Origin of the sequence: Streptomyces sp. DSM 40868, from assembly GCF_011820545.1 — a bacterium.
Taxonomy (GTDB): Bacteria; Actinomycetota; Actinomycetes; order Streptomycetales; family Streptomycetaceae; genus Streptomyces; species Streptomyces eurythermus.
The window spans coordinates 2309092-2330692 of sequence record NZ_CP050504.1 but is presented as its reverse complement, the minus strand read 5'-3'; the positions used below and the strand labels follow the sequence as shown (position 1 = coordinate 2330692).

Sequence of the window (21601 nt, the reverse complement as noted above, 5' to 3'; positions counted from 1 at the left end):
CGAAGAGGGCGAGTTGCGGCCGCGGTTGCTGTGCTCCCCGCCGCTGCGGGGCTCCCCAGGGACATCAAGCGTCCCCCTCCAGATCTCCCTCAAGCTCCAGGTAGGTCGCCCGGAGCCGGTCCAAGGTCTCCTGATCCGGTTCCGCCCACAGCCCCCGGTCCGCCGCCTCCAGCAAGCGTTCGGTGATGCCGCGCAGGGCCCACGGGTTGGACCTCTTCATGAACTCCCGGTTCTCCGGGTCGAAGACGTACTCGGCACTGAGCTTCTCGTACATCCAGTCGTCCACCACGCCCGCCGTGGCGTCGTAGCCGAACAGGTAGTCCACGGTCGCCGCCATCTCGAAGGCGCCCTTGTAGCCGTGCCGGCGCATGGCCGCCATCCACCGGGGGTTGACCACCCGCGCCCGGAACACCCGGTGCGTCTCCTCGCCCAGCGTCCGCGTCTTCACCTGGTCGGGGACGGCCGAATCGCCCACGTACGCCTCGGGGCTGGCGCCGGTCAGGTGCCGGACCATGGCGACCATGCCGCCGTGGTACTGGAAGTAGTCGTCGGCGTCGACCAGGTCATGCTCTCTCGTGTCGATGTTCTTCGCGGCCACCGCGATCCGCCGGAACGCCGTCTCCATGTCCCCGCGCGCCGCCCGCCCGTCGAGTCCGCGGCCGTAGGCGTAGCCGCCCCAGACGGCGTACACCTCGGCGAGGTCCGCGTCGCTGCGCCAGTTCCGGGCGTCGATCAGCGGCAGCAGGCCCGCGCCGTAGGCGCCCGGCTTGGAGCCGAAGATGCGGGCGGTGGCGCGGCGCCGGTCGCCGTGCTCGGCCGCGTCCTCGTCCACGTGCGCCCGCACGTAGTTGGACTCGGCCGGCTCGTCCAGCTCCGCCACCGCCCGGACCGCGTCGTCGATCAGCCCGACCACATGCGGGAACGCGTCCCGGAAAAACCCGGAGATGCGGACCGTGACGTCGATGCGGGGCCGCCCCAGTTCGGCCAGGGGAATGATCTCGAAGCCGGTCACCCGGCGCGATGCCTCGTCCCACACCGGGCGGCAGCCGAGCAGGGCCAGGATCTCGGCGATGTCGTCACCCTGGGTGCGCATCGCGGAGGTGCCCCACACGGTGAGGCCCACGGACTTCGGGTACTCCCCGGTGTCGCTGAGGTACCGCTGCACCAGCGAGTCCGCCAGTGACTGCCCGACCTCCCAGCTGAGCCGGGACGGGATGGCCTTGGGGTCGACGGAGTAGAAGTTGCGGCCCGTCGGCAGGACGTTCACCAGGCCCCGGGTCGGGGAGCCGGACGGGCCGGCGGGTACGTAACCGCCGTTCAGGGCCCGCAGGATGTGCCCGATCTCGTCGGTGGTCCGGGCCAGCCGCGGTACGACCTCGTCGCACGCGAACTCCAGCACCGCGACCGCCTCGGGCAGTTCGGCGCCGAGCACGCCCCGCAGGACGGCCGGGACCACCGTACGGTCCCACGCCCGGGCCTCCATGCCCTCCGCGATCCGCCGGCACAGCTGCTCCAGCAGGTCGATGGCGTCGGCGGCGGACCGGGCCGGGCCCTCCACCAGGTCCGTCAGCTCCACCGGCACCTTCACCGGGGCGCCCGGCTCGGCCAGCAACTCCTTCTCCACCAGCCCGAAGTGGGCCGCCAGCGAGGCCCGCAGGCCGGGCAGGGCGTTGGCCTGGCCGCCCCACACCTGGGAGGCGCGCAGCACCGCGAGGACGAGGTTGACGCGTGCTTCACCGACCGGGCCGCCGCCCAGGATGTGCAGGCCGTCGCGGATCTGGACGTCCTTGATCTCGCACAGGTAGCCGTCGATGTGCATGACGAACTCGTCGAACTCGTCGTCGTCCGGCTGCTCGTCCACGTGCAGGTCGTGGTGCAGCTCCGCCGCCTTGACGAGCGTCCAGATCTGCGCGCGCACGGCCGGGGCCTTCGCCGGGTCCAGGTCGCTGACCAGCGCGTACTCGTCGAGGAGCTGTTCCAGCTTGGCCAGGTCGCCGTAGGTGTCCGCGCGGGCCATCGGCGGCACCAGGTGGTCGACCACGGTGGCGTGCCCGCGCCGCTTGGCCTGGGTGCCCTCGCCGGGGTCGTTGACGATGAACGGGTAGATCAGCGGCAGTTCGCCGAGGACCGCGTCGGGGGCACAGCCGCGCGAGAGTCCGAGGCCCTTGCCCGGCAGCCACTCCATGGTGCCGTGCTTGCCCATGTGCACGATCGCGTCGGCGCCGAAGCTGTTCTCCAGCCAGCGGTAGGCCGCCATGTAGTGGTGGGAGGGCGGCATGTCGGGGTCGTGGTAGATCGCGATCGGGTTCTCGCCGAAGCCGCGCGGCGGCTGGATCATGACGACGACGTTGCCGTACTGGAGGGAGGCGAGCACGATGTCGTCGCCGTCCACGTAGAGGCTGCCCGGGGGTTCGCCCCACGCCACGGTCATGGCGTCCCGCAGCTGAGGGTCCAGCTTCTCGAACCAGGCCCGGTAGTCGGCGAGCGGTACCCGCGCGGGCGCGGCGGCCAGCTGTTCCTCGGTCAGCCACTCCACGTCGTGGCCGCCGGCCTCGATGAGCCGGTGGATCAACTCGTCGCCGCCGTCGGGGTATTCGGTCAGCGAGTAGCCGGCGTCGCGGAGCGCGTCGAGCACCCGGACGGCGGACGCGGGAGTGTCCAGGCCGACGGCGTTGCCGACCCGGGAGTGCTTGGTCGGGTAGGCGGTGAAGACGAGGGCGACCTTCTTCTCGGCGTTCGGCTTGTGCTTCAGCCGGGCGTGCCGGACGGCGATCCCGGCGACCCGGGCGGCCCGCTCGGGGTCGGCGACGTACACCGGGACGTCGTCGGGGCCCTGTTCCTTGAAGGAGAAGGGGACGGTGATCAGCCGGCCGTCGAACTCGGGGATGGCGACCTGCATCGCCGCGTCCATGGGGGACAGGGCGGCGTCGGACTCCTCCCACGCGGCGCGCGAGGAGGTGAGGCAGAGCCCTTGCAGCACGGGGACGTCCAGGTCGGCGAGCGCGCCGATGTCCCAGGCTTCCTCGTCGCCGCCGGCGGAGGCCGTGGAGGCGTGGGTGCCGCCGGCCGCGAGCACGGTGGCGACCAGCGCGTCGGCCCGGCCCAGCAGCTCGTACAGGGCGGGGTCCGCGCCGCGCAGCGAACCGCAGTACACGGGGAGGGCGTTGGCGCCGGCCGCCTCGATCGCCTGGCACAGGGTGTCCACGAAGGCGGTGTTGCCGCTCAGTTCGTGCGCCCGGTAGAACAGCACGCCCACGGTCGGGCGGCCGTCCTGGATGTCGTAGCCGCCGTGCACACCGAACTCGGGCATGCGGCGCGGCTCCTCGAAGCCCTCGCCGGTCAGCAGCACGGTGTCGGACAGGAACCGGGACAGCTCCAGCAGGTTGGCGGGGCCGCCCTCGACCAGGTACTTCAGCGCCTCCGCGACCACACCGGCGGGCACCGAGGACTCGGCCATGAGTTCGGCGTCGGGTACGGTCTCGCCGCCCAGCAGCACGGTCGGGATGCCGGACGCCTTCAGCGCGGCCAGCCCGTCCTCCCAGGCCCGCTTGCCGCCCAGCAGCCGTACGACGGCGAGGTCCGCGCCCTCGATCAGGGCCGGCAGTTCCCCGGCGACGTCGATCCGGGTGGGGTTGCCGATGCGGTAGCCGGCGCCGGAGGCCCGGGCCGCCAGCAGATCCGTGTCGGCGGTCGACAACAACAACACTGTGCTCATGCGGGCGCTCCCGGTGGAATGAAAGGCAGTCCTTGCGGCGCGCCGGACTCGATGAGCCGCCACAGCGCGTCCGTGTCCGCGTGCTGTTCGATGAGGTCGCCGAGCCGGTCGAGCTGCTCCTCGCGCAGCGCGGCGAAGGAGGTGTCCGGCGCGGGGACGAAGCGGCGGCCCGCGGCGGCGGCCACCTCGCGCAGGAAGGCGCGCCGGAAGCCGTCCGACTCCAGGGAGCCGTGCCAGTGGGTGCCCCAGGTCTGGCCGACGCGGCAGCCGTCCAGGAAGGGTTCGCCGCCCTCGACCGTGGCGACGCCGTGGTGGATCTCGTAGCCGTCGACGTGCTCGCCGAGGGCCTGGCCGCTGGGCCGGGTGAGGGTCTTCTCGCGGGCGAAGCGCACCCGCACGGGCAGGATGCCGAGCCCGTCGACGTGTCCCTTGCGGCTTTCGACGTCGTCCTCGATGTGCTCGCCGAGGATCTGGAAGCCGCCGCAGATGCCGAGGACGGGCCGGTGTTCGGCGGCCCGGCGTACGAGGGCGTCCGCCAGTCCGCGTTCCCTCAGCCACTGGAGCGCCCGTACGGTGCCGCGGGTGCCCGGGATCACCACGAGGTCGGCGTCGGCCAGTTCCTCCGGCCGGTCCACGAACCGTACGACGACGCCCGGTTCGGCGGCGAGCGCGTCCACGTCGGTGAAGTTGGACATCAGCGGGATCGCGCACACGGCGACCCGGAGGACGTCCTCGCCGACCGGGGGAGTGACCGTGGACTCCCGTACGGTGCCGCGCAGGGAGACGCGCAGTCCGTCCTCCTCGTCGATGCCGAGCCCGTGCCGGAACGGCAGGACGCCGTAGGTCCGCCGCCCGGTGAGGCCGTGCAGCATGTCCAGGCCGGGTTCGAGCAGGCCGACGTCGCCGCGGAACTTGTTCACCAGGAACCCGGCGACCAGCTCCTGGTCCTCGGGCGAGAGCAGGGCGACCGTGCCGAAGAAGGACGCGAAGACGCCCCCGCGGTCGATGTCGCCCACCACCAGCACCGGCAGCCGCGCGCCCCGCGCGATGCCCATGTTGACGATGTCGGTCCGCCGCAGGTTGATCTCGGCCGGGCTGCCCGCCCCTTCGCAGATCACCGCGTCATACGTGCCCCGCAGCTCGGCCAGGCAGTCCAGTACCGTGCCCAGCAGCCGCTGCTGGCGCCCGCCGTGGTAGCCGCGCGCGCTCAGCTCGCCCACCGGCTTGCCGAGCAGCACGACCTGGCTGCTCTGCTCGCCGCCGGGCTTGAGCAGCACCGGGTTCATCAGCGCGGTCGGCTCGATCCGGCAGGCCTGGGCCTGCATGGCCTGGGCGCGGCCGATCTCCGCGCCCTCCCGGGTCACGAAGGAGTTCAGGGACATGTTCTGCGCCTTGAACGGCGCCACCTTGACGCCCTGGCGGACCAGCCACCGGCAGATCCCGGCCGTCACGACGCTCTTGCCGGCGTCCGAGGTGGTGCCGGCCACGAGGAGGCCACCGTTCACTTCCCACGTCCTTTCAGGAGTGCGCGCGCGGCGAGCGTGGTGCCGAGGGCGAGCAGGCCGACGCGGCGGGAGAGCCGTACCGCCCGGTCGATGTCGGTGACCCGGACCGGGCGTCCGGTGCCGCCGTTGAGCACGGGCCGGTGTTCGACCCGGCCGCCGTAGGAGAGGGTTCCGCCCAGCCGGACGCCGAGGGCGCCCGCGAAGGCGGCCTCCACGGGACCGGCGTTGGGGCTCGGGTGCTTGCGGGCGTCGGCCTTCCAGGCGCGCAGGGCGCCGCGCGGGTCGGGTCCGGCGACGGTGGCGAGTACGGCGGTGAGCCGGGCGCCCGGCCAGCCGGCGACGTCGTCGAGGCGGGCGGAGGCCCAGCCGTAGCGGCGGTGGCGGGGTGACTTGTGACCCACCATGGCGTCCAGGGTGTTGACGGCCCGGAACCCGAGCAGCCCCGGCACCCCGGCCACGGCTCCCCACACCAGGGCGCCCACCACGGCGTCGGAGGTGTTCTCGGCGACCGACTCGACCACGGCCCGGGCCATTCCGTCGGCGTCCAGCGCCTGCGGGTCGCGGCCGCACAGGTGGGGCAGCCGGGCGCGGGCGGCCTCGACGTCCCCCGCGGCCAGGGCGCGCCCGATCGCGTCGGCCTCGCGGGCGAGCGAGGTGCCGCCGACGACGGCCCAGGTGGCGGCGGCGGTCAGCGCGACGGAGGCGGTACGGGAGGGGCGTACGGCGCGTGCGGCCAGCGCCCCGAGCACGACGGCGCCACCGGCGCATACGGCGGTGTGCACGGCGCCCCAGCCGCGGTGGTCGTGCCACAGCGCGCCTTCCACGGCCGTGGCCGCGCGGCCGAACGCGGCGACCGGGTGCCCGCGGCGGGGATCGCCGAGGAGCAGATCACCGAGGACGCCGGCGGCGGCGCCGTACGCGTATGTGCGGTCGGCACCCATCGGCTCAGCCGGCCGTGGGCACAGGGGCGTTCCCGGTACGGGTCCTTCGGCAGCCGAGCATGGCGATTCATGTCCTCACTCAGGGTGTCCACGCCCTGGTTCGACGGATTCCGGCGGCGAGAGTTCCTGGCTCCCGGGGGGTTCTTCCCCGGTGACAGTGGCGGGACCGCGCCGGATTCGCACTGGCTTCCTCTGCTGCCGCCGTACATGGCCTGGGCAGTCCACCACGTGCCCGGAAGGGCCGTCAACTTGCCTTTGACCTGGGATGCCCGACTGTGCTGAGGCCCACATCGCCGGGGCGCCGGACGGGTCTTCGGGGCCGCCGCGAGCATGCGTCCGCCCCGCCGGGTCCGGCGGGTGGGCCGGTCGGCGGGGCGGAGGCGGGGATCGGGGTCTGCGGTCAGGCCACGATCAGGTAGATGCCGTAGGCCACGGCCGCCGCGCAGGCGGCGAAGCAGACGTAGGCGCCGGTGACGGCGAGCGCGGCGGAGCCGCCCTGGGCCGCGGCCCGCTCGCGGCGGGACAGGCCGTTGATGCCGAGGGTGAACAGGGCCACCAGGCACACCGTGAACACGACGCTGACGCCCAGAACGGAGCCGAGGGCCGCCCAGTCGATCTTCATGGGATTGCTTCCTTCAGTAACCGTGCGGGCGGGTCAGACCGTGGCGGCCGGCGGGGCGGCGGGGGCCGGTTCGGCGGCCGGGGCGGGGATCGTGGCCGTCAGATCGCCGGCCGTCAGATCGGCGGTCGTCAGATCGGCGGTGGCCAGGTCCGCGGAGATCGGCTTCCCGGCGGCCGGGACCGTCAGGCTGTCGGCGATCGGGCCGGCGGGCGGCGGGGTGACCGCGGCGATGGCGGCGGTGACGACACCGGCCGGCTCGCCGGTCTCCTCGACCACGTTGGTGTGGTCCACGACCTCGCGGCGGGAGATCTTCCAGATCGCGGCGCTCGCGGCGACCAGGAAGACGGCGACGGCGGCGGTGCCCCAGTCACCGAGGTCGGTGACGGACTCGGCACCCGCGCCGACCAGCGCGGCGGCCGGCAGGGTGAGCACCCAGGCGACGGCCATGCGGGTCGCGGTGGACCAGCGGACCACGCCGCCCTTGCGGCCGAGGCCCGCGCCCATCACCGAGCCGGAGACGACGTGGGTGGTGGAGAGGGAGAAGCCGAGGTGGGAGGAGGCCAGGATGGCGGTCGCGGCGCCGGTCTGGGCGGCGAAGCCCTGGCGCGGCTCCAGGTCGGTCAGGCCCTTGCCCATGGTGCGGATGATGCGCCAGCCGCCGATGTAGGTGCCGAGCGCGATGGCCAGGCCGGCCGAGAGGATCACCCAGGTGGGAGGGTTGGCGCCGGGGGCGAGGGAGCCGCCCGCGATCAGCGCGAGGGTGATGATGCCCATCGTCTTCTGGGCGTCGTTGGTGCCGTGCGCGAGCGAGACCAGGCCGGCGGAGGCGATCTGGCCGGCGCGGTAGCCCTTGCGGGTGGCCTCGTCGTCGCCGGTGCCGCCGATGCCGTAGGAGAGCCGGGTGGCCAGGAACGAGGCGAGGCCCGCCACGACCGGCGCGGCGACGGCGGGGAGCAGCACCTTGGTGACCAGGACGCCGCCGTGGACGGCGTCGAAGCCGGCGGAGGCGACGGTGGCGCCGACCAGGCCGCCCATCAGGGCGTGCGAGGAACTGGAGGGCAGGCCCACCAGCCAGGTCAGCAGGTTCCAGAGGATCGCGCCGACCAGGGCGGCGAAGATGACCTCGGGACGGATGCCGGTCTCGTCGACGAGACCCTTGGAGATCGTGTTCGCGACCTCCACGGAGAGGAAGGCGCCCGCAAGGTTGAGGGCGGCGGACATGGTCACCGCGATCTTGGGCTTCAGGGCGCCTGTGGAGATGGTGGTGGCCATCGCGTTCGCGGTGTCGTGGAAACCGTTCGTGAAATCGAACGCGAGAGCGGTTACCACCACAATCGCGAGGATCAGCGAGAAGCTTTCCATTTACCCAGGCAATCGTTCGAGGTCGTTGGCTGGATGAACGTAGGCAACCTGGGTGAACGGAAGATGAACTGGGACGGGCAGGGTGGTGTCGGCAATCCCATACCGGGGTTCTGTTCCGCTGCGCCGGGCCGGGCCCCCCTTGGCTACCGGGCCCGCGCGAAGATCCGCAGCCGGTCCAGGGTGCCGTTGAAGAGATCCTGGTCACCCGGCAGCGCGCCCTTCGTGCGGTACTGCCAGAACGTCCAGTACTTCCAGCCGCCCGGCAGCGGCCCCGGCCGGGCGGTGCCGTGCCGGGCGATCCACAGCGGGTGGTCCTTCGAGAACGCGCGGCTGTTGCCGGTGCACAGCTTCCACCACTGGGTGGTCGTGTAGATCACCGGACGGCGGCCGGTCTTGCGCCGGACCTCGTCGCTGAACGAACGGATCCAGGCGACCATGCGTTTCTTGCCCAGCCCGTAGCACTTGCGCGAGCTGTAGGGGTTGTACTCGATGTCGAGCGCGGGCGGCAGCGTCCAGCCGTCCCCCCGCCAGCCGCCGCCGTGCCGCACGAAGTGCGCGGCCTGCTTGGCGCCGGAGGACCGGTCGGGGCGGGCGAAGTGGTACGCGCCCCGGATCAGGCCCGCCTTGCGGGCGCCGGAGTACTGCTCGGCGAAGTAGGGGTTGCGGTAACCGGTGGACTCGGTGGCCTTCACGTAGACGAACCGCGCTCCCTTCTTCCGTGCGTCCGGCCACTTCACGTGCCGCTGGTGCGACGACACGTCGTGGCCCTTGGGCGGTTTGGCGGCGGCGGTCGCGGGGCCGGTGAGGGCGAGGACCGCCGCCACGGCCGCCGCGAGGACGCTCACGCGGCGGCGGGCGAGGGTGGGTACACGGGCCATACGGGCTCCCCCCGGGGGTGGCGGACGACGGGCGCGCCGGCCCTCGCGGGCGGCGGCGCCCGTGGGTGGGCAGGAGGGAGTCATTCAAGGTCCGTCGAACACAGAAAACTGGGCGATTTCAGGCGTTTCACCCCGAAATCCCCTCGTTCGGCCCCACGGCTTCCGGCCGGATCCACCGGCCCGCCCGCACCCCGTCCCTCCGGCTGGCAGGATCACCGCATGGCTGAACCGGGACGGAACGCGAACGACGGGCGACTGGACGACTCCCCGGACGAGCGGGGGAGCGTGCGCCGGGGCGCGGGGGAGAGCGCGGTGCTGGGGGAGGGCAAGGTGCCGGACACCGGGGAGGACGTGGCGCGGCTCTGGGCGGAGGTGGTCGCCACGGCGCGGCGGACCGTCGCCGACGGGCTGGTGGTCGGCACCTCCGGCAACGTCTCCGCCCGCCTCGGCGACCTCGTACTGGTCACCCCCTCGGGGGTGCCCTACGACCGGCTCACCCCCGCCGACCTCACCGGCGTCGACCTCACCGGCCGCCAGGTGCTCGGCACCCTCGTGCCGACCAGCGAGCTGCCCATGCACCTCGCCGTCTACCGCACCACCGACGCCCGCGCGGTCGTCCACACCCACGCCGTGCACGCCACCGCGGTCTCCACGCTCGTCCCCGAGCTGCCGCTGGTCCACTACATGGCCGCCGCCCTCGGCGGACCCGTACGGGTCGCTCCCTACGCCCCCTACGGCAGCGACGAGCTGGCCCGGAACATGCTCGGCGCCCTCGCCGGCCGCTCCGGCTGCCTGCTGCGCAACCACGGCACGGTCACCTACGGGGCCACCCTCGACCAGGCCTACGACCGCACCGCCCAGCTGGAGTGGATGTGCCGCCTGTGGCTGACGGCGTCGTCGGTGCCGGGCCTGAGCCCGTCCCTGCTCACCGAGGCACAAGTGGCGGAGGTCGGGGAACGTTTGAAGGGGTACGGCCAACGGAGGTGACCCCTTTTGCCGAACAGCAGCCCGCCCCGCACCCCGCACACCCCGCTCCGCCGGGCCCGTCCGGGCACACCGGCCCCGCTCCACGGCACCCTGCCGGCCGCGTACGCCGCGTATGACCGGACCGTGCCGGCCGCACTGGCTCTGCTCCGCCGGGTCCGGCCGGTTCCGCTCGCCGTACTCCGCCGCGCCCTCGCGTCCCGGCCCGTCCCGGCCGGCCGGGACGCCCCCCGGCCCTGGCCCGCCGACACCCGGCTGCGGCGCGTCGGCGCCTGGCCCTGGCCCGCCGGTACCTGGTCCTGGCTCCGGCGCGACGGCACCCCGTCCCGGCGCGTCGGCACCCCGCCCGCGCGCCCGCTCCCGCCCCTCCCGCGCTCCGCGCCCCGCCCGCCCTCCTCACCCCTCCCGGCGCTTCGGCTGGCCGCCGCCCGCCGCCCCCGTGACACTGGTTCCGTGCGCACCGTCTCAGCGACCGCCGGCGCGGTCACCGCCGTCCTGGCCGCCGGCACGGCCTCCGTGGTCGTCGGCCGGCTCGCCAGCGACGCCGCGCTCAAGGTGTCCGCGGGCCCGCTGCCCACCGAGCCCCGGCTCACCGTGCACGGCACGGACGCCGGCCGGATCACGCTCACCCGCGACCTGGCCACCCTGCGCCCCGGCGTCTACGGCCTCGCCGGCGACGGATCGCACGCGGTCGTCGGCCCCGTCCTGGAGGACACCCCGCACGCCGCCGACACCGTCGTACGGCGCCTGGAACGCGTCACCCACGGCACCCTCACGGCCGGCGACGCGGCCTGGCTCACCCCCAACCTGTACGTCGGCAACCCCCGCACCGCCCTCGGCCTGGACCACACCGACGTCGAGGTGCCCGGCGAACTCGGTGCCCTGCCCGCCTGGTTCGTCCCCGGCGACCGGGACACCTGGGTGATCGCCGTACACGGCCTCGGCACCACCCGGGAGCACGCCCTGAACCTCATGGGCTTCCTGCACGCCCGCCGGCTGCCCGTCCTCGCCCTCGCCTACCGCGGCGACCCCGGTGCCCCCCGCCCGCCGGACCGGCTGAACCACCTCGGCGAGACGGAGTGGCGGGACGTCGAGGCGGCCATCCGGTACGCCGTCCGCCACGGCGCCGGCCGGGTCGTCCTGCTCGGCTGGTCCACCGGCGCCACCATGGCCCTGCGCGCCGCCGAGCACTCCCAGGTCCGCGACCGCGTCGCCGGGCTCGTCCTGGACTCCCCGGTCCTGAGCTGGCCCGCCACGCTGCGCGCGCTGGCCCGGGCCCGGCGCACCCCCGAGCCGCTGCTGCCGCTCGCGGTGCGGGCCGCGCAGGGCCGGGCCGGACTGCACGCCGACGGACTCGCCGAGCCCGGCGGCCCGGACCGGCTCCAGGTGCCCACCCTGCTCGTGCACGGCCCGGACGACCGGGTCGCGCCCTGGGAGTACTCCCGCCGGCTCGCCCGGCGCCGGCCCGGCCTCGTCACCCTGCACACCGTCCCGGACGCCCCGCACGCGGCGATGTGGAACGCGGACCCCGAGGAGTACGAGGAACGGCTGCGCCGGTTCCTCACCCCGCTGCTGTGACCCCGGGCGCCGGGGCCCGCGCGCGCCGGTGGCCGGCATTCCGGTTACGGGCGCGGAGCCGATCCGGCCACCGGCGTACGACTGGCTCGATCCGGTCCGTCCCACCGCCCCGCGCCCCGTGCCCCGGCCGGCCCCGGTGCCCGCCCTGACATTCCGTTTGGGTTTTCGGACCGTCAACCGGAAGACTGCACCCGTGACGTCCCGTATCCCGCGCGACTCCAGGCTCCGACTCGTCCGACCTCGACCCCTGGCCGCCGCCCCCAGAGCTGTGAACCAGCGGCGCCCGCGCCGCCCGGCACCCCGGCCGCCCGAGGGCACGCCCGCCCCCGCCGAACTGGCCGGAATGGCCCGCGCCGGTCTGGCCGGCGCGGTCCGCGTCGCCCGCTGGGCCGACGCCGCCCTCGGCCCCGGCCGGCACGGTGCCACCGCCGACGGCAAGGCGACGCTTTCCGACGCCACCGCCGAACGCGCCGCCGCCGACCTGGGCCTGAGCGTCGCCCAGGTCCGCGCCGACTGGGACACCGCCCGCCTCGCCGGACTCGTCGAGGTGCACGGCGACAGCGCCCGGCCCGGCTGGCGGCTGCGCGCCTGGGACCGCGACGACAGCGCCGTGCTGCGCGGCTGGGTCGCCCTCTTCGACGCCTGGTCGCTCGCCTTCCCCGAGCCCGCGGAACACGAGCCGGCCGCCGTCGCCGAGGTCGTCTCGGCCATGCCCCAGGTGCTCTCCTTCCTCCAGCTGTCGGCCGGCCCGGTCCCGGTGGAGCAGCTGCTCGACCTGCTCCAGCAGCGGGTCACCGAACTGCGCACCGAACGCTGCGAGGTCGCCTACGAACCCGGCACCGGACGGCCCGCCGGATCCCCCGCCCCGGCGGCCGCCGCGCCCGCCGCCGACGCCCCGCTCGCCCCGCTGCTCGACTGGGCGCTGCGGGCCCTCGCCTCGGTCGGCGCCCTCACCTACGGCGGCGGCCAGGCCACCCTCACCCCGCTGGGCAGCTGGGCGGTGTGGGTCAAGCTGGAGCAGATCTGCGTGGCCGCCCAGAGCCCCGCCGGCAACATCGAGCAGTCCGCCGAGGACATGCTGCGCGGCTGCGCCCAGCTGCGCCCCAACGCGGCCCGCGCCGAGTACCGCGCCTGGCTCGCCGCCCGCCCCGTCGGCAGCGCCGTCACCGAGCTGATCGACGCCGCCCGCGGCGACGACGCGCTGCTGCGCGGGTTGGCCTTCGAGGCGCTGCGCGTCGTCGGCGCGCCCGCCGAGCCCGACGTACGGGCCGTGGTGGGCGAGCCGGCGCTGCGGCCGTACGCCCTGCTGTGGCTCGCCGAGCACGACGGGGTCGACCCGGAGGACGCCCACGAGGTGCTCACCCGTCAGGAGGCCACCTGGCTGTGGGTGGACACCGCCGCCGCGGTCGCCGACCACGGTGAGGCGCCGATGCTGGTGAGGCACCTGGAGTCCGCGGTGCAGCCCACCGTGCCCCAGCTGCTCGAAGAGGTCCGCGCGGTCGGCCACCCGCGCACCGTGCAGGTGCTGGTCGCGCTCGCCGCCGCGCACCCCGACCCGGCGCTGGCCAAGGCCGTGCGCCGGGCCGCGTTCCAGGTGCACACCGGGGGCTGAGTACCACCGGGGCGGCTCAGGCCCCGGTCTCCGGGGCGTACGTCCCGAAGCTCCAGATGTTCCCCCCGGCGTCCCGGGCCAGGTACTCCCGGGCACCGTAGTCCTGGTCCGCCGGGGGCATCAGGATCTCCACCCCATGGGCCACGGCCCGCTCGTGGTGGGCGTCCACGTCGTCCACCACGACGTACACCCCGGCGGGGCCCGCCTGCTCCAGGGCGGCGTCGAAGGGGCCGCCGCGGCCCTTGGAGCCGACCATCACCACGCCGCCGGCCTGGGCCAGCTCGGCGTGCAGGACCGTGCCGTCCGCCGTCTCGTACACCGACAGCTCGGTGAAGCCCAGGCCCTCGGTGAGCTGCCTGATCGCCGCCTTCGCGTCCGTGTACAGCAGTGTGGGGCAGATGCCCGGCCGTCCGCCGCCGCCCGTGCCCGCCATGCCGACCACTCCCTCGCGCACCGATTCCGTCGTCCTCCGGCGGCCGTCGCACCGCACGCGTCTTCGCTTCCCACCGCACACAACACCCGAAACCGCCCCATCCCGCCGAGTACGGGCATAACCCGCCCGGGTGACGCGCCCACCGCGCCCGCCGTCACCAAGCCGAGCCCGGGCCAAGCCCACGAGACAGCGAGGGGGAAGAGGCCCCAGCCCCGCCACCGGCGGACGCCCGACGCGCCCCGCACGCCCCTCAGGCGCCCCCGCCCCTGGATGCGCGGCACCGTCGTGGTCGGGACGACACCCGCGGTGGTGCCCCGCGCCGGCGGTACGCGCGCGTAGGGCACCGCCCCGCCGCCGTGCTCCCCGCGCGCGGGAAGGCGATGAGGGCCGGGCGCCGCTCACGGAGAGCCCGTACCCGTGCTTCCCGCGCGCGGGACGGCGAGCACGCTCCGGGACGGCGGGCTGCTCACCGCCACCGACGGCCGCACCGCGCGCCGGCACGGGCCCTGCCCGGCACGGCCGAGTGGCTTCCGGCACACGGCGGCGCCGGCGTCCCCCCGGCCGTGGCATCCTCCCGGTGGTCGTCACCCGCGCCGCGTCGCCGCCCACCGCACCGACCACGGCGATCCGCCCTGGAGCCTGCCCGCCCGTGACGGCTGCGCTTTCCGCCCCGGTGGCGCGGTCCGGTCCTGCCGCTCGCCCGGCCGTGCGCGGACACCGCCCGGACCGGCCGGCTCGCGGCCCCGGACGGCCTGGGCCGGAGCATCCCCGGCCGCGACCCCCTGGGCCGTGTCCCGCCCGCACCGCGCCCCGGTCGCCAGGACGCCGGAAAACCGCTTGCACCGCCCCGTTAGACTTGGCCCCATGGCCATTCTCCTCGCGCATTAGACGGCGGGAACGTCCTCAGCCGCCCACCCGCCAATCCCTGTACGCCCTGGAGTCTGTCCGTGATCTCCGCCTCCGGTATCGAGCTGCGCGCCGGTGCGCGCGTCCTCATCGAGAACGCCACCTTCCGTGTCGCCAAGGGCGACCGCATCGGCCTCGTCGGCCGCAATGGCGCAGGCAAGACCACCCTCACCAAGTGCCTGGCCGGCGAGGGCATCCCGGCCGCCGGCACGATCACCCGCTCCGGCGAGGTCGGCTACCTCCCGCAGGACCCCCGCACCGGCGACCTCGACGTCCTCGCCCGCGACCGCATCCTGTCCGCGCGCGGCCTCGACGTGCTGATCCGCAAGATGCGGGAGAACGAGGAGCGCATCGCGAACGGCAAGGGCTCCACCCGCGAGAAGGCCCTGAAGCAGTACGAGCGCCAGGAGACGGAGTTCCTCACCAAGGGCGGGTACGCCGCCGAGGCCGAGGCCGCCACCATCGCCGCCGCGCTGAACCTGCCCGACCGGGTGCTCGGCCAGCCGCTGCACACCCTCTCCGGCGGTCAGCGCCGCCGTATCGAGCTGGCCCGGATCCTGTTCTCCGACGCCGACACCCTGCTGCTGGACGAGCCCACCAACCACCTCGACGCGGACTCGATCATCTGGCTGCGGGACTACCTGAAGTCCTACCGCGGCGGCTTCATCGTCATCTCCCACGACGTCGACCTCGTGGACACGGTCGTGAACAAGGTGTTCTACCTGGACGCCAACCGCTCCACGATCGACATCTACAACATGGGCTGGAAGCTGTACCAGCAGCAGCGCGAGGCCGACGAGAAGCGCCGCAAGCGCGAGCGCGCCAACGCCGAGAAGAAGGCCGCCGCGCTCAACGCCCAGGCCGACAAGATGCGCGCCAAGGCCACCAAGACCGTCGCCGCGCAGAACATGGCCCGCCGAGCCGAGAAGCTGCTCTCCGGCCTCGAGGACATCCGGATGTCCGACAAGGTCGCCAAGCTCCGTTTCCCGGAGCCCGCGCCCTGCGGCAAGACCCCGCTGATGGCCGAGGGCCTGTCGAAGTCGTACGGCTCGCTGGAGATCTTCACCGACGTCGACCTCGCCATCGACAAGGGCTCCCGGGTCGTCATCCTCGGCCTCAACGGCGCCGGCAAGACCACGCTGCTGCGTCTCCTCGCGGGCGTGGAGACGCCGGACACCGGCCGGGTCGTCCCCGGCCACGGCCTGAAGCTCGGCTACTACGCGCAGGAGCACGAGACCCTGGACCCCGACCGCACGGTCCTGGAGAACATGCGCTCGGCCGCCCCGGACATGGACCTGGTGGAGGTCCGCAAGGTGCTCGGCTCGTTCCTGTTCTCCGGCGACGACGTCGACAAGCCGGCCGGTGTCCTCTCCGGCGGCGAGAAGACCCGGCTCGCCCTCGCCACGCTGGTCGTCTCCTCGGCGAACGTGCTGCTGCTGGACGAGCCGACGAACAACCTGGACCCGGCCAGCCGCGAGGAGATCCTGGGCGCCCTGCGCACCTACAAGGGCGCGGTCGTCCTCGTCACCCACGACGAGGGCGCCGTCGAGGCGCTCCAGCCGGAGCGGATCATCCTGCTCCCGGACGGCGTCGAGGACCTGTGGGGTTCCGACTACGCGGATCTCGTGACGCTGGCGTGATCGACGGGCCTGATCCATCGCGCATGGATCATTCGGCCGATCCGTGATCCATCATCTGTGTGAGATCTCCTCGTATCGAGGTGTGTCATACACGCATTTCGCGGCCGACCCCCCCAGTAGCCGGGGGCCGGCCGCTCGGCGTTCCTGACCTGGTACTTCGCGAATCCACCCGTACGGCCCCCTGGACCGCACCCGCTGGAATCACGTATTCCGGTTGTGGGGAACCCCTCCTGTCGTCACAACGATGTCTCACCGACCTTGCCGAATGGGTGGCCATCACGCCCAGGAGGGGTGATCATGAGGAGACCAGAGCGCACTTCCCATGAGGAGGCACGGGTGGCCGAGACTCTGAAGAAGGGCAGCCGGGTGACCGGCGCCGCGCGCGACAAGCTCGCGGCAGACCTGAAGAAGAAGTACGACTCCGGTGCGAGCATCCGGGCGCTGGCCGAGGAGACCGGCCGCTCGTATGGCTTCGTGCACCGGATGCTCAGCGAGTCGGGCGTCACGCTCCGTGGGCGTGGCGGAGCGACCCGGGGTAAGAAGGCCGCTTCGTCCTGACTCCGGGCGGCCCATCGGCTTCGATGGTGGCCACCCGGTCGGCGGACCGACCGGCCGGGTGGTTACTGTGCAGTCACTTAGCTCAGCTCTGCTGACCGCACCCATCGGAGGCACCCCATGGCTTCGCCCGACCAGGACCTCGCTCCCGCACTCGACATGGACGGCGTACGGCTCACCGTCGAGGACACCCTCGCCACGGTGACGCTGACCAACCCGGCCAAGCGCAACGCGCAGACCCCCGCCCTGTGGCGGGCGCTCGCCGAGGCCGGGCGGCTGCTGCCGGGCTCCGTCCGGGTGGTCGTGCTGCGCGGCGAGGGGCAGTCCTTCTCCGCCGGGCTGGACCGTCGCATGTTCACCCCGGAGGGGATTCCGGGCGAGCCGACCTTCGTCGACCTCGCGCGCCGCGACGACGCCGGGATCGACGCGACCATCGCCGAATACCAGGAGGCGTTCACCTGGTGGCGGCGCACCGACCTCGTGTCCATCGCCGCCGTCCAGGGCCATGCCATCGGGGCCGGCTTCCAGCTCGCGCTCGGCTGCGACCTCAGGGTCGTCGCCGACGACGTCCAGTTCGCCATGCGCGAGACCAGCCTCGGCCTCGTTCCCGACCTGACCGGCACCCATCCGCTGGTCGGCCTCGTCGGGTACGCCCGCGCGCTGGAGATCTGCGTGACCGGGCGGTTCGTCGGGGCCGAGGAGGCGGTGGCCAGCGGGCTGGCCAACCTCGCCGTGCCCGCGGCCGACCTGGACGCGACGGTACGGGACCTGGCGGCGGCGCTGCTGGCCGCGCCGCGCGACGCCGTGGTGGAGACCAAGGCGCTGCTGCGCGGCGCCCTCGACCGTACCTACGAGGAGCAGCGCACGGCCGAACGCGCCGCCCAGGCCCGCCGCCTGCGCGACTTGGCCGGCCTCGGAGAGTAGACCCCGGCGTGCGGGCGTACGTCTCGACGTGCGCCCCGGACAGCGTTCCGTACGGTGTTCCCGCGACCGCGCGGTGCACTGGTGGCCGCGCGGATCCGCCGGGCCATGCCCACGGCCCGGCGGACCCGGCGTCCGCCGCCGCCCTCAGAATCCGTGCCGCATGCCGCCGTCGACCGGGACCATGACGCCGGTCAGGTACGACGCGGCCGGGGACAGCAGGAACGCGGCGGTCCGGCCGAACTCGTCGGGCCGGCCGTAGCGGCGCAGCGGAATCCGTGAGGCGTTCGCCGTCCGGGTGGCCTCGGGATCGGCGGACCGCGCGTCCAGCTCACGCACACGGTCGGTGTCGATCCGGCCCGGCAGCAGCCCCACCACCCGGATACCGCGCGGCCCCAGCTCGTCGGCGATCGACTTGGCGAACCCGGCGAGTCCCGGCCGCAGCCCGTTGGACACCGTCAGCCCCGGGATCGGCTCGTGCACCGACCCGGACAGCACGAACCCGATGACCCCGCCCTCCGGCAGCTCGGCCGCCGCCGCGCGGGCCAGCCGTACCGCGCCGAGGAAGACCGACTCGAACGCGTCCCGCCACTGCTCGTCGGTGTTGTCGGCGACGAACCCGGGCGCCGGCCCGCCCACGCTCACCAGCACCCCGTGGAAGCCGCCGAAGTTCTCCCGGGCCGCCGCGATCAGCCGCTCGGGGGCGTCCGGGTCGGCGTTGTCCACGGCCACGCCCACCGCGTTCGGGCCCAGGTCGGCGGCGGCCTCGGCGACCCGCCGCTCGTCCCGGCCGCTGACGACCACCTTCGCCCCGTCCGCGACGAGTTCCCGCGCGGTGGCGTTGCCCAGTCCCCGGGTGGCTCCGGTGACGACGTACACCCGGTCCTTCAGTCCAAGATCCATGGCCCTATCCTGCCCCGTCCTCCCCGAAGAGCGTGAGCGCCGTGTTCACCAGGCCGACATGGCTGAACGCCTGCGGGAAGTTGCCCAGCTGGCGGCCGTCGACGGGGTCGTACTCCTCGGCCAGCAGGCCCACGTCGTTGCACAGGCCCACCAGCCGGTCGAACAGTTCGCGGGCCTCCCGGGTGCGGCCCGTCATGTGCAGCGCGTCGGCCAGCCAGAAGGAACAGGCGAGGAAGGCGCCCTCGCCGCCCGGCAGCCCGTCGATCACCGAGTCCCCGGTGTCGTAGCGGCGCAGGAAGCCGCCGTGCCCGAGGTCGTCGCGGATGGCGTCGACCGTGCCGACCACCCGGGGGTCGTCCGGCGGCAGGAAGCCCACGCGCGGGATGAGCAGCAGCGAGGCGTCCAGTTCCCGGGAGCCGTAGTACTGGGTGAAGGTGTTGCGCTCCTTGTCGTAGCCCTTCTCGCACACCTCCCGGTGGACCTCGTCGCGCAGCCGGCGCCAGCGCGCCAGGTCGCCGCTCAGCTCGTGGTGCCGCTCCAGCGTCTTGACGGCCCGGTCGGCGGCCACCCACACCATCACCTTGGAGTGCACGAACTGCCGCCGGCCGCCGCGCACCTCCCACAGGCCCTCGTCCGGCCGCCGCCACGCCGACTCCAGGAACCTCATCAGGGAGCGCTGCATGGCCCACATGTGCGGCTTGGTGGGCAGACCCGAGGAGCGGGCCAGCGACAGGGAGTCCATCACCTCGCCGTACACGTCCAGCTGGAGCTGGTCGACGGCGCCGTTGCCGGTGCGCACGGGGGCGGAGCCGGCGAAGCCGGGCAGCCACGGCAGTTCCGTCTCCCGCAGCCGCCGCTCGCCCGCCACGCCGTACATGATCTGCAGATCGGCCGGGTTGCCGGCCACCGCGCGCAGCAGCCAGTCCCGCCAGGCCTCGGCCTCCTCCTGGTAGCCGGCGGCGAGCAGCGCGCCGAGGGTGAGGGTGGAGTCGCGCAGCCAGCAGTAGCGGTAGTCCCAGTTGCGCACGCCGCCCGGCTTCTCGGGCAGGGAGGTGGTCGCCGCGGCGACGATCCCGCCGGTCGGGGCGTAGGTGAGGGCCTTGAGGGTGATGAGGGAGCGCACCACCGCGTCCCGGTACGGCCCGTCGTAACGGCACCGCCCGGCCCAGCACCGCCAGTCGGCGACACTGGTCTCCAGCGCCTCGTACGGGTCGATGAGCGGCGGGCGTTTCTCGTGCGAGGGGTGCCAGGTCAGCACGAACGCGACGCGCTCGCCCGCGGTGACGGTGAACTCGGAGTGGGTGCCGTACTCCTCGCCCCAGGTGGGTACGGCCGGCTCGGCGCGCAGCCAGGCGGAGTCCGGCCCGGCGACGGCCACCCGGTGGCCGTCCGCGCGGCGCACCCACGGCATGATCGAGCCGTAGTCGAAGCGCAGGCGCAGCGTGCTGCGGACGGTGACCCGGCCGCTGAGGCCCTCCACGATCCGTACGACGTCGGGGGCGCGCTCGCGCTGCGGCATCAGGTCGGTGACGCGTACCGCCCCGTCCGCCGTCTCCCACTCGGTGTCCAGGACGAGGGTGTCGGGCCGGTAGGCGCGGCGGGTGCAGACGTCCGCCCCCTCGGGCGCGATCCGCCAGTGGCCGTGGTCCTCGTCGCCCAGCAGCCGGGCGAAGCAGGCGCCGGAGTCGAAGCGCGGCAGGCACAGCCAGTCGATCGAGCCGTCCTTGCCGACCAGGGCCGCGGTCTGCTCGTCCCCGATGAGGGCGTAGTCCTCGATGCGCGCGTTCACGGGATGCGGTTTCCCGCCGGACCAGGGGGCCAACCAGGTGGTCCGCCGGGGGAGTGAGCCGACCAGGGGGCCGGGGCGAGCGAAAGGCGGGCTGTGTGAGGCGGGCTGTGTGGGGCCGGTCGCCGGGGCGGGGTGGTGCCGTGGGCCCGTGCCGGGCTCAGACCGACGCCGGTTCCGCCTCCTCGGCCCGCTGTTCCGCCGCAGCCTCCTCCCGGTCCCGCAGCTCGCGCCGGACCAGGAACCACCAGCCGACCGGGACGGCCGCCGCGAACAGCCACCACTGGATCATGTACGCGTAGTTCAGCGGGGCGTCCTCGTTGCCCGGGTCGGAGATCTGTTCCGGGGAGCCGTCCTTCGCCTGCGGCGCGGTCTGCTGGATGTAGCCGCCGAGCACCCGGGCGCCCAGCCGCCGGGCCTCCTCCTCGCTGTTGATCAGCATGATCTGCCGGTCGGGCAGGCCCTTGACGTTCTTGATGCCGCTCGCGGCGGTCGTCTCGTCGGACATCAGCCGTCCGGTGACGGTGATCCGCCCGGCCGGCGGCGCGGGCACCTCGGGGAAGTCGGTCTGCGCGCCGTTCGCGGGGATCCAGCCCCGGTTGACGAGCAGCACCTTGCCGTCCTCGAGGACGAAGGGCGTGAGGACGTGGAAGCCGACCTCGCCGTCCGAGTTGGTGCGGCGGCGGACCACGACCTCCCTGGCGGTGTCGAAGGTGCCGGTCGCGGTGACCGTGCGGTACTTCTCGGCGCGGGTCACCGTGTGCCCGGGGGAGGTGAGCCGCTCCACCGGGACCGGATCGGCGTGCAGCGCGGCGGAGACCAGGTCGTTGCGGGCGGTGCGCTGCTCGTAACGGTGCTGCTGCCAGAAGCCCAGCCGGATCATCGTAGGGATCAGCGCGATCGCGACGAGCGTGAGGATCACCCACTGGCGGGACAGCAGGAAGCGGTAGCGGTGCACCCCACGACGGTACCTCCGCGCCGTGGGGTGCGTTCAGGCGGGTACCGGGTCAGACCCGGTCGACGATGCCGGCCCTCCCCTCGGCCCGGGCGCAGTGCGCGCCGCAGAACCAGTGGCCCTCCACCTCCACGCCCTGGCCGATGATCTGCACCCGGCAGTGCTCGCAGATCGGGGCCATGCGGTGGATCGCGCAGGAGAAGCAGTCGAAGACATGCACGGCGCCCTGCGCGTGCACCTCGAAGGTCATTCCGTAGTCATTGCCGCAAACTTCGCATGTCGCCATGCGCCACAGGGTGAGCCGT

At 73.9% G+C, this 21601-nt stretch carries 17 protein-coding genes and 1 riboswitch; of the genes, 6 read left to right on the top strand and 11 right to left on the bottom strand.

Going from position 1 to position 21601, the window contains the following annotated elements; genetic code table 11:
• Nucleotides 1–64: 64 nt before the first annotated feature.
• The 6 genes from cobN to HB370_RS10455 form a co-directional block, all read right to left on the bottom strand.
• The gene (gene cobN / locus HB370_RS10480) at nt 65–3715 is read right to left on the bottom strand and encodes a cobaltochelatase subunit CobN (RefSeq protein WP_030791172.1); all 3651 of its coding nucleotides are present in this window, start codon (nt 3713–3715) and stop codon (nt 65–67) included.
• The gene (locus HB370_RS10475) at nt 3712–5220 is read right to left on the bottom strand and encodes a cobyric acid synthase (protein WP_030791170.1); all 1509 of its coding nucleotides are present in this window, start codon (nt 5218–5220) and stop codon (nt 3712–3714) included. Before HB370_RS10475 ends, cobN begins: the two co-directional genes overlap by 4 nt.
• Entirely contained in the window at nt 5217–6161 is a 945-nt protein-coding gene (locus HB370_RS10470) for a cobalamin biosynthesis protein (RefSeq protein ID WP_030791168.1), read from the bottom strand. Before HB370_RS10470 ends, HB370_RS10475 begins: the two co-directional genes overlap by 4 nt.
• 97 nt (nt 6162–6258) lie before the next feature.
• Nucleotides 6259–6402: riboswitch (cobalamin riboswitch) on the bottom strand.
• A 159-nt stretch (nt 6403–6561) separates the two neighbouring features.
• Entirely contained in the window at nt 6562–6783 is a 222-nt protein-coding gene (locus tag HB370_RS10465) for a hypothetical protein (RefSeq protein WP_030791163.1), read from the bottom strand.
• Between the two features lie 33 nt (nt 6784–6816).
• Nucleotides 6817–8145 (bottom strand): inorganic phosphate transporter, encoded by a 1329-nt coding sequence (locus HB370_RS10460; RefSeq protein ID WP_030791160.1) that lies wholly within the window; start codon nt 8143–8145, stop codon nt 6817–6819.
• Nucleotides 8146–8288: 143 nt separating this feature from the next.
• Nucleotides 8289–9023: a lysozyme gene (locus HB370_RS10455; RefSeq protein ID WP_030791159.1), complete on the bottom strand. Its 735-nt coding sequence runs from the start codon at nt 9021–9023 to the stop codon at nt 8289–8291.
• Nucleotides 9024–9242: 219 nt separating this feature from the next.
• Here HB370_RS10455 and HB370_RS10450 point away from each other — a divergent pair, with 219 nt between their 5' ends.
• The 3 genes from HB370_RS10450 to HB370_RS10440 all read left to right on the top strand — a co-directional run bounded on the left by HB370_RS10450 (nt 9243) and on the right by HB370_RS10440 (nt 13197).
• The gene (locus HB370_RS10450; RefSeq protein WP_030791156.1) at nt 9243–10010 is read left to right on the top strand and encodes a class II aldolase/adducin family protein; all 768 of its coding nucleotides are present in this window, start codon (nt 9243–9245) and stop codon (nt 10008–10010) included.
• A 450-nt stretch (nt 10011–10460) separates the two neighbouring features.
• On the top strand, nt 10461–11585 hold the full coding sequence (locus tag HB370_RS10445; RefSeq protein WP_030791153.1) for an alpha/beta fold hydrolase: 1125 nt from the start codon (nt 10461–10463) through the stop codon (nt 11583–11585).
• Between the two features lie 193 nt (nt 11586–11778).
• Entirely contained in the window at nt 11779–13197 is a 1419-nt protein-coding gene (locus tag HB370_RS10440) for a hypothetical protein (RefSeq protein ID WP_208974384.1), read from the top strand.
• Between the two features lie 16 nt (nt 13198–13213).
• Here the strand turns inward: HB370_RS10440 and HB370_RS10435 are convergent, their stop codons facing one another.
• A complete protein-coding gene (locus HB370_RS10435) occupies nt 13214–13630 on the bottom strand; it encodes a VOC family protein (RefSeq protein WP_030791147.1) in 417 nt (138 codons plus the stop codon).
• Between the two features lie 947 nt (nt 13631–14577).
• Between HB370_RS10435 and abc-f the strand changes: the two genes are divergently transcribed.
• From abc-f to HB370_RS10420, 3 genes are all read left to right on the top strand, one after another.
• The gene (gene abc-f / locus HB370_RS10430) at nt 14578–16176 is read left to right on the top strand and encodes a ribosomal protection-like ABC-F family protein (protein ID WP_030791143.1); all 1599 of its coding nucleotides are present in this window, start codon (nt 14578–14580) and stop codon (nt 16174–16176) included.
• 336 nt (nt 16177–16512) lie between these two features.
• Complete coding sequence (locus HB370_RS10425) at nt 16513–16734, top strand: helix-turn-helix domain-containing protein (RefSeq protein ID WP_004002281.1); 222 nt, start codon at nt 16513–16515, stop codon at nt 16732–16734.
• Nucleotides 16735–16851: 117 nt separating this feature from the next.
• On the top strand, nt 16852–17655 hold the full coding sequence (locus HB370_RS10420; protein WP_030791140.1) for an enoyl-CoA hydratase/isomerase family protein: 804 nt from the start codon (nt 16852–16854) through the stop codon (nt 17653–17655).
• 144 nt (nt 17656–17799) lie between these two features.
• On the opposite strand, the gene HB370_RS10415 is transcribed toward HB370_RS10420, so the two are convergent.
• The 4 genes from HB370_RS10415 to HB370_RS10400 all read right to left on the bottom strand — a co-directional run bounded on the left by HB370_RS10415 (nt 17800) and on the right by HB370_RS10400 (nt 21582).
• On the bottom strand, nt 17800–18555 hold the full coding sequence (locus tag HB370_RS10415; RefSeq protein ID WP_030791137.1) for an SDR family oxidoreductase: 756 nt from the start codon (nt 18553–18555) through the stop codon (nt 17800–17802).
• 4 nt (nt 18556–18559) lie between these two features.
• The gene (locus tag HB370_RS10410; RefSeq protein ID WP_030791134.1) at nt 18560–20344 is read right to left on the bottom strand and encodes a glycoside hydrolase family 15 protein; all 1785 of its coding nucleotides are present in this window, start codon (nt 20342–20344) and stop codon (nt 18560–18562) included.
• A gap of 157 nt (nt 20345–20501) precedes the next feature.
• Complete coding sequence (locus tag HB370_RS10405) at nt 20502–21299, bottom strand: SURF1 family protein (RefSeq protein ID WP_030791131.1); 798 nt, start codon at nt 21297–21299, stop codon at nt 20502–20504.
• A gap of 49 nt (nt 21300–21348) precedes the next feature.
• Nucleotides 21349–21582, bottom strand: coding sequence for a hypothetical protein (locus HB370_RS10400; RefSeq protein WP_078637757.1), 234 nt, complete (start codon nt 21580–21582; stop codon nt 21349–21351).
• Between the last annotated feature and the right edge of the window lie 19 nt (nt 21583–21601).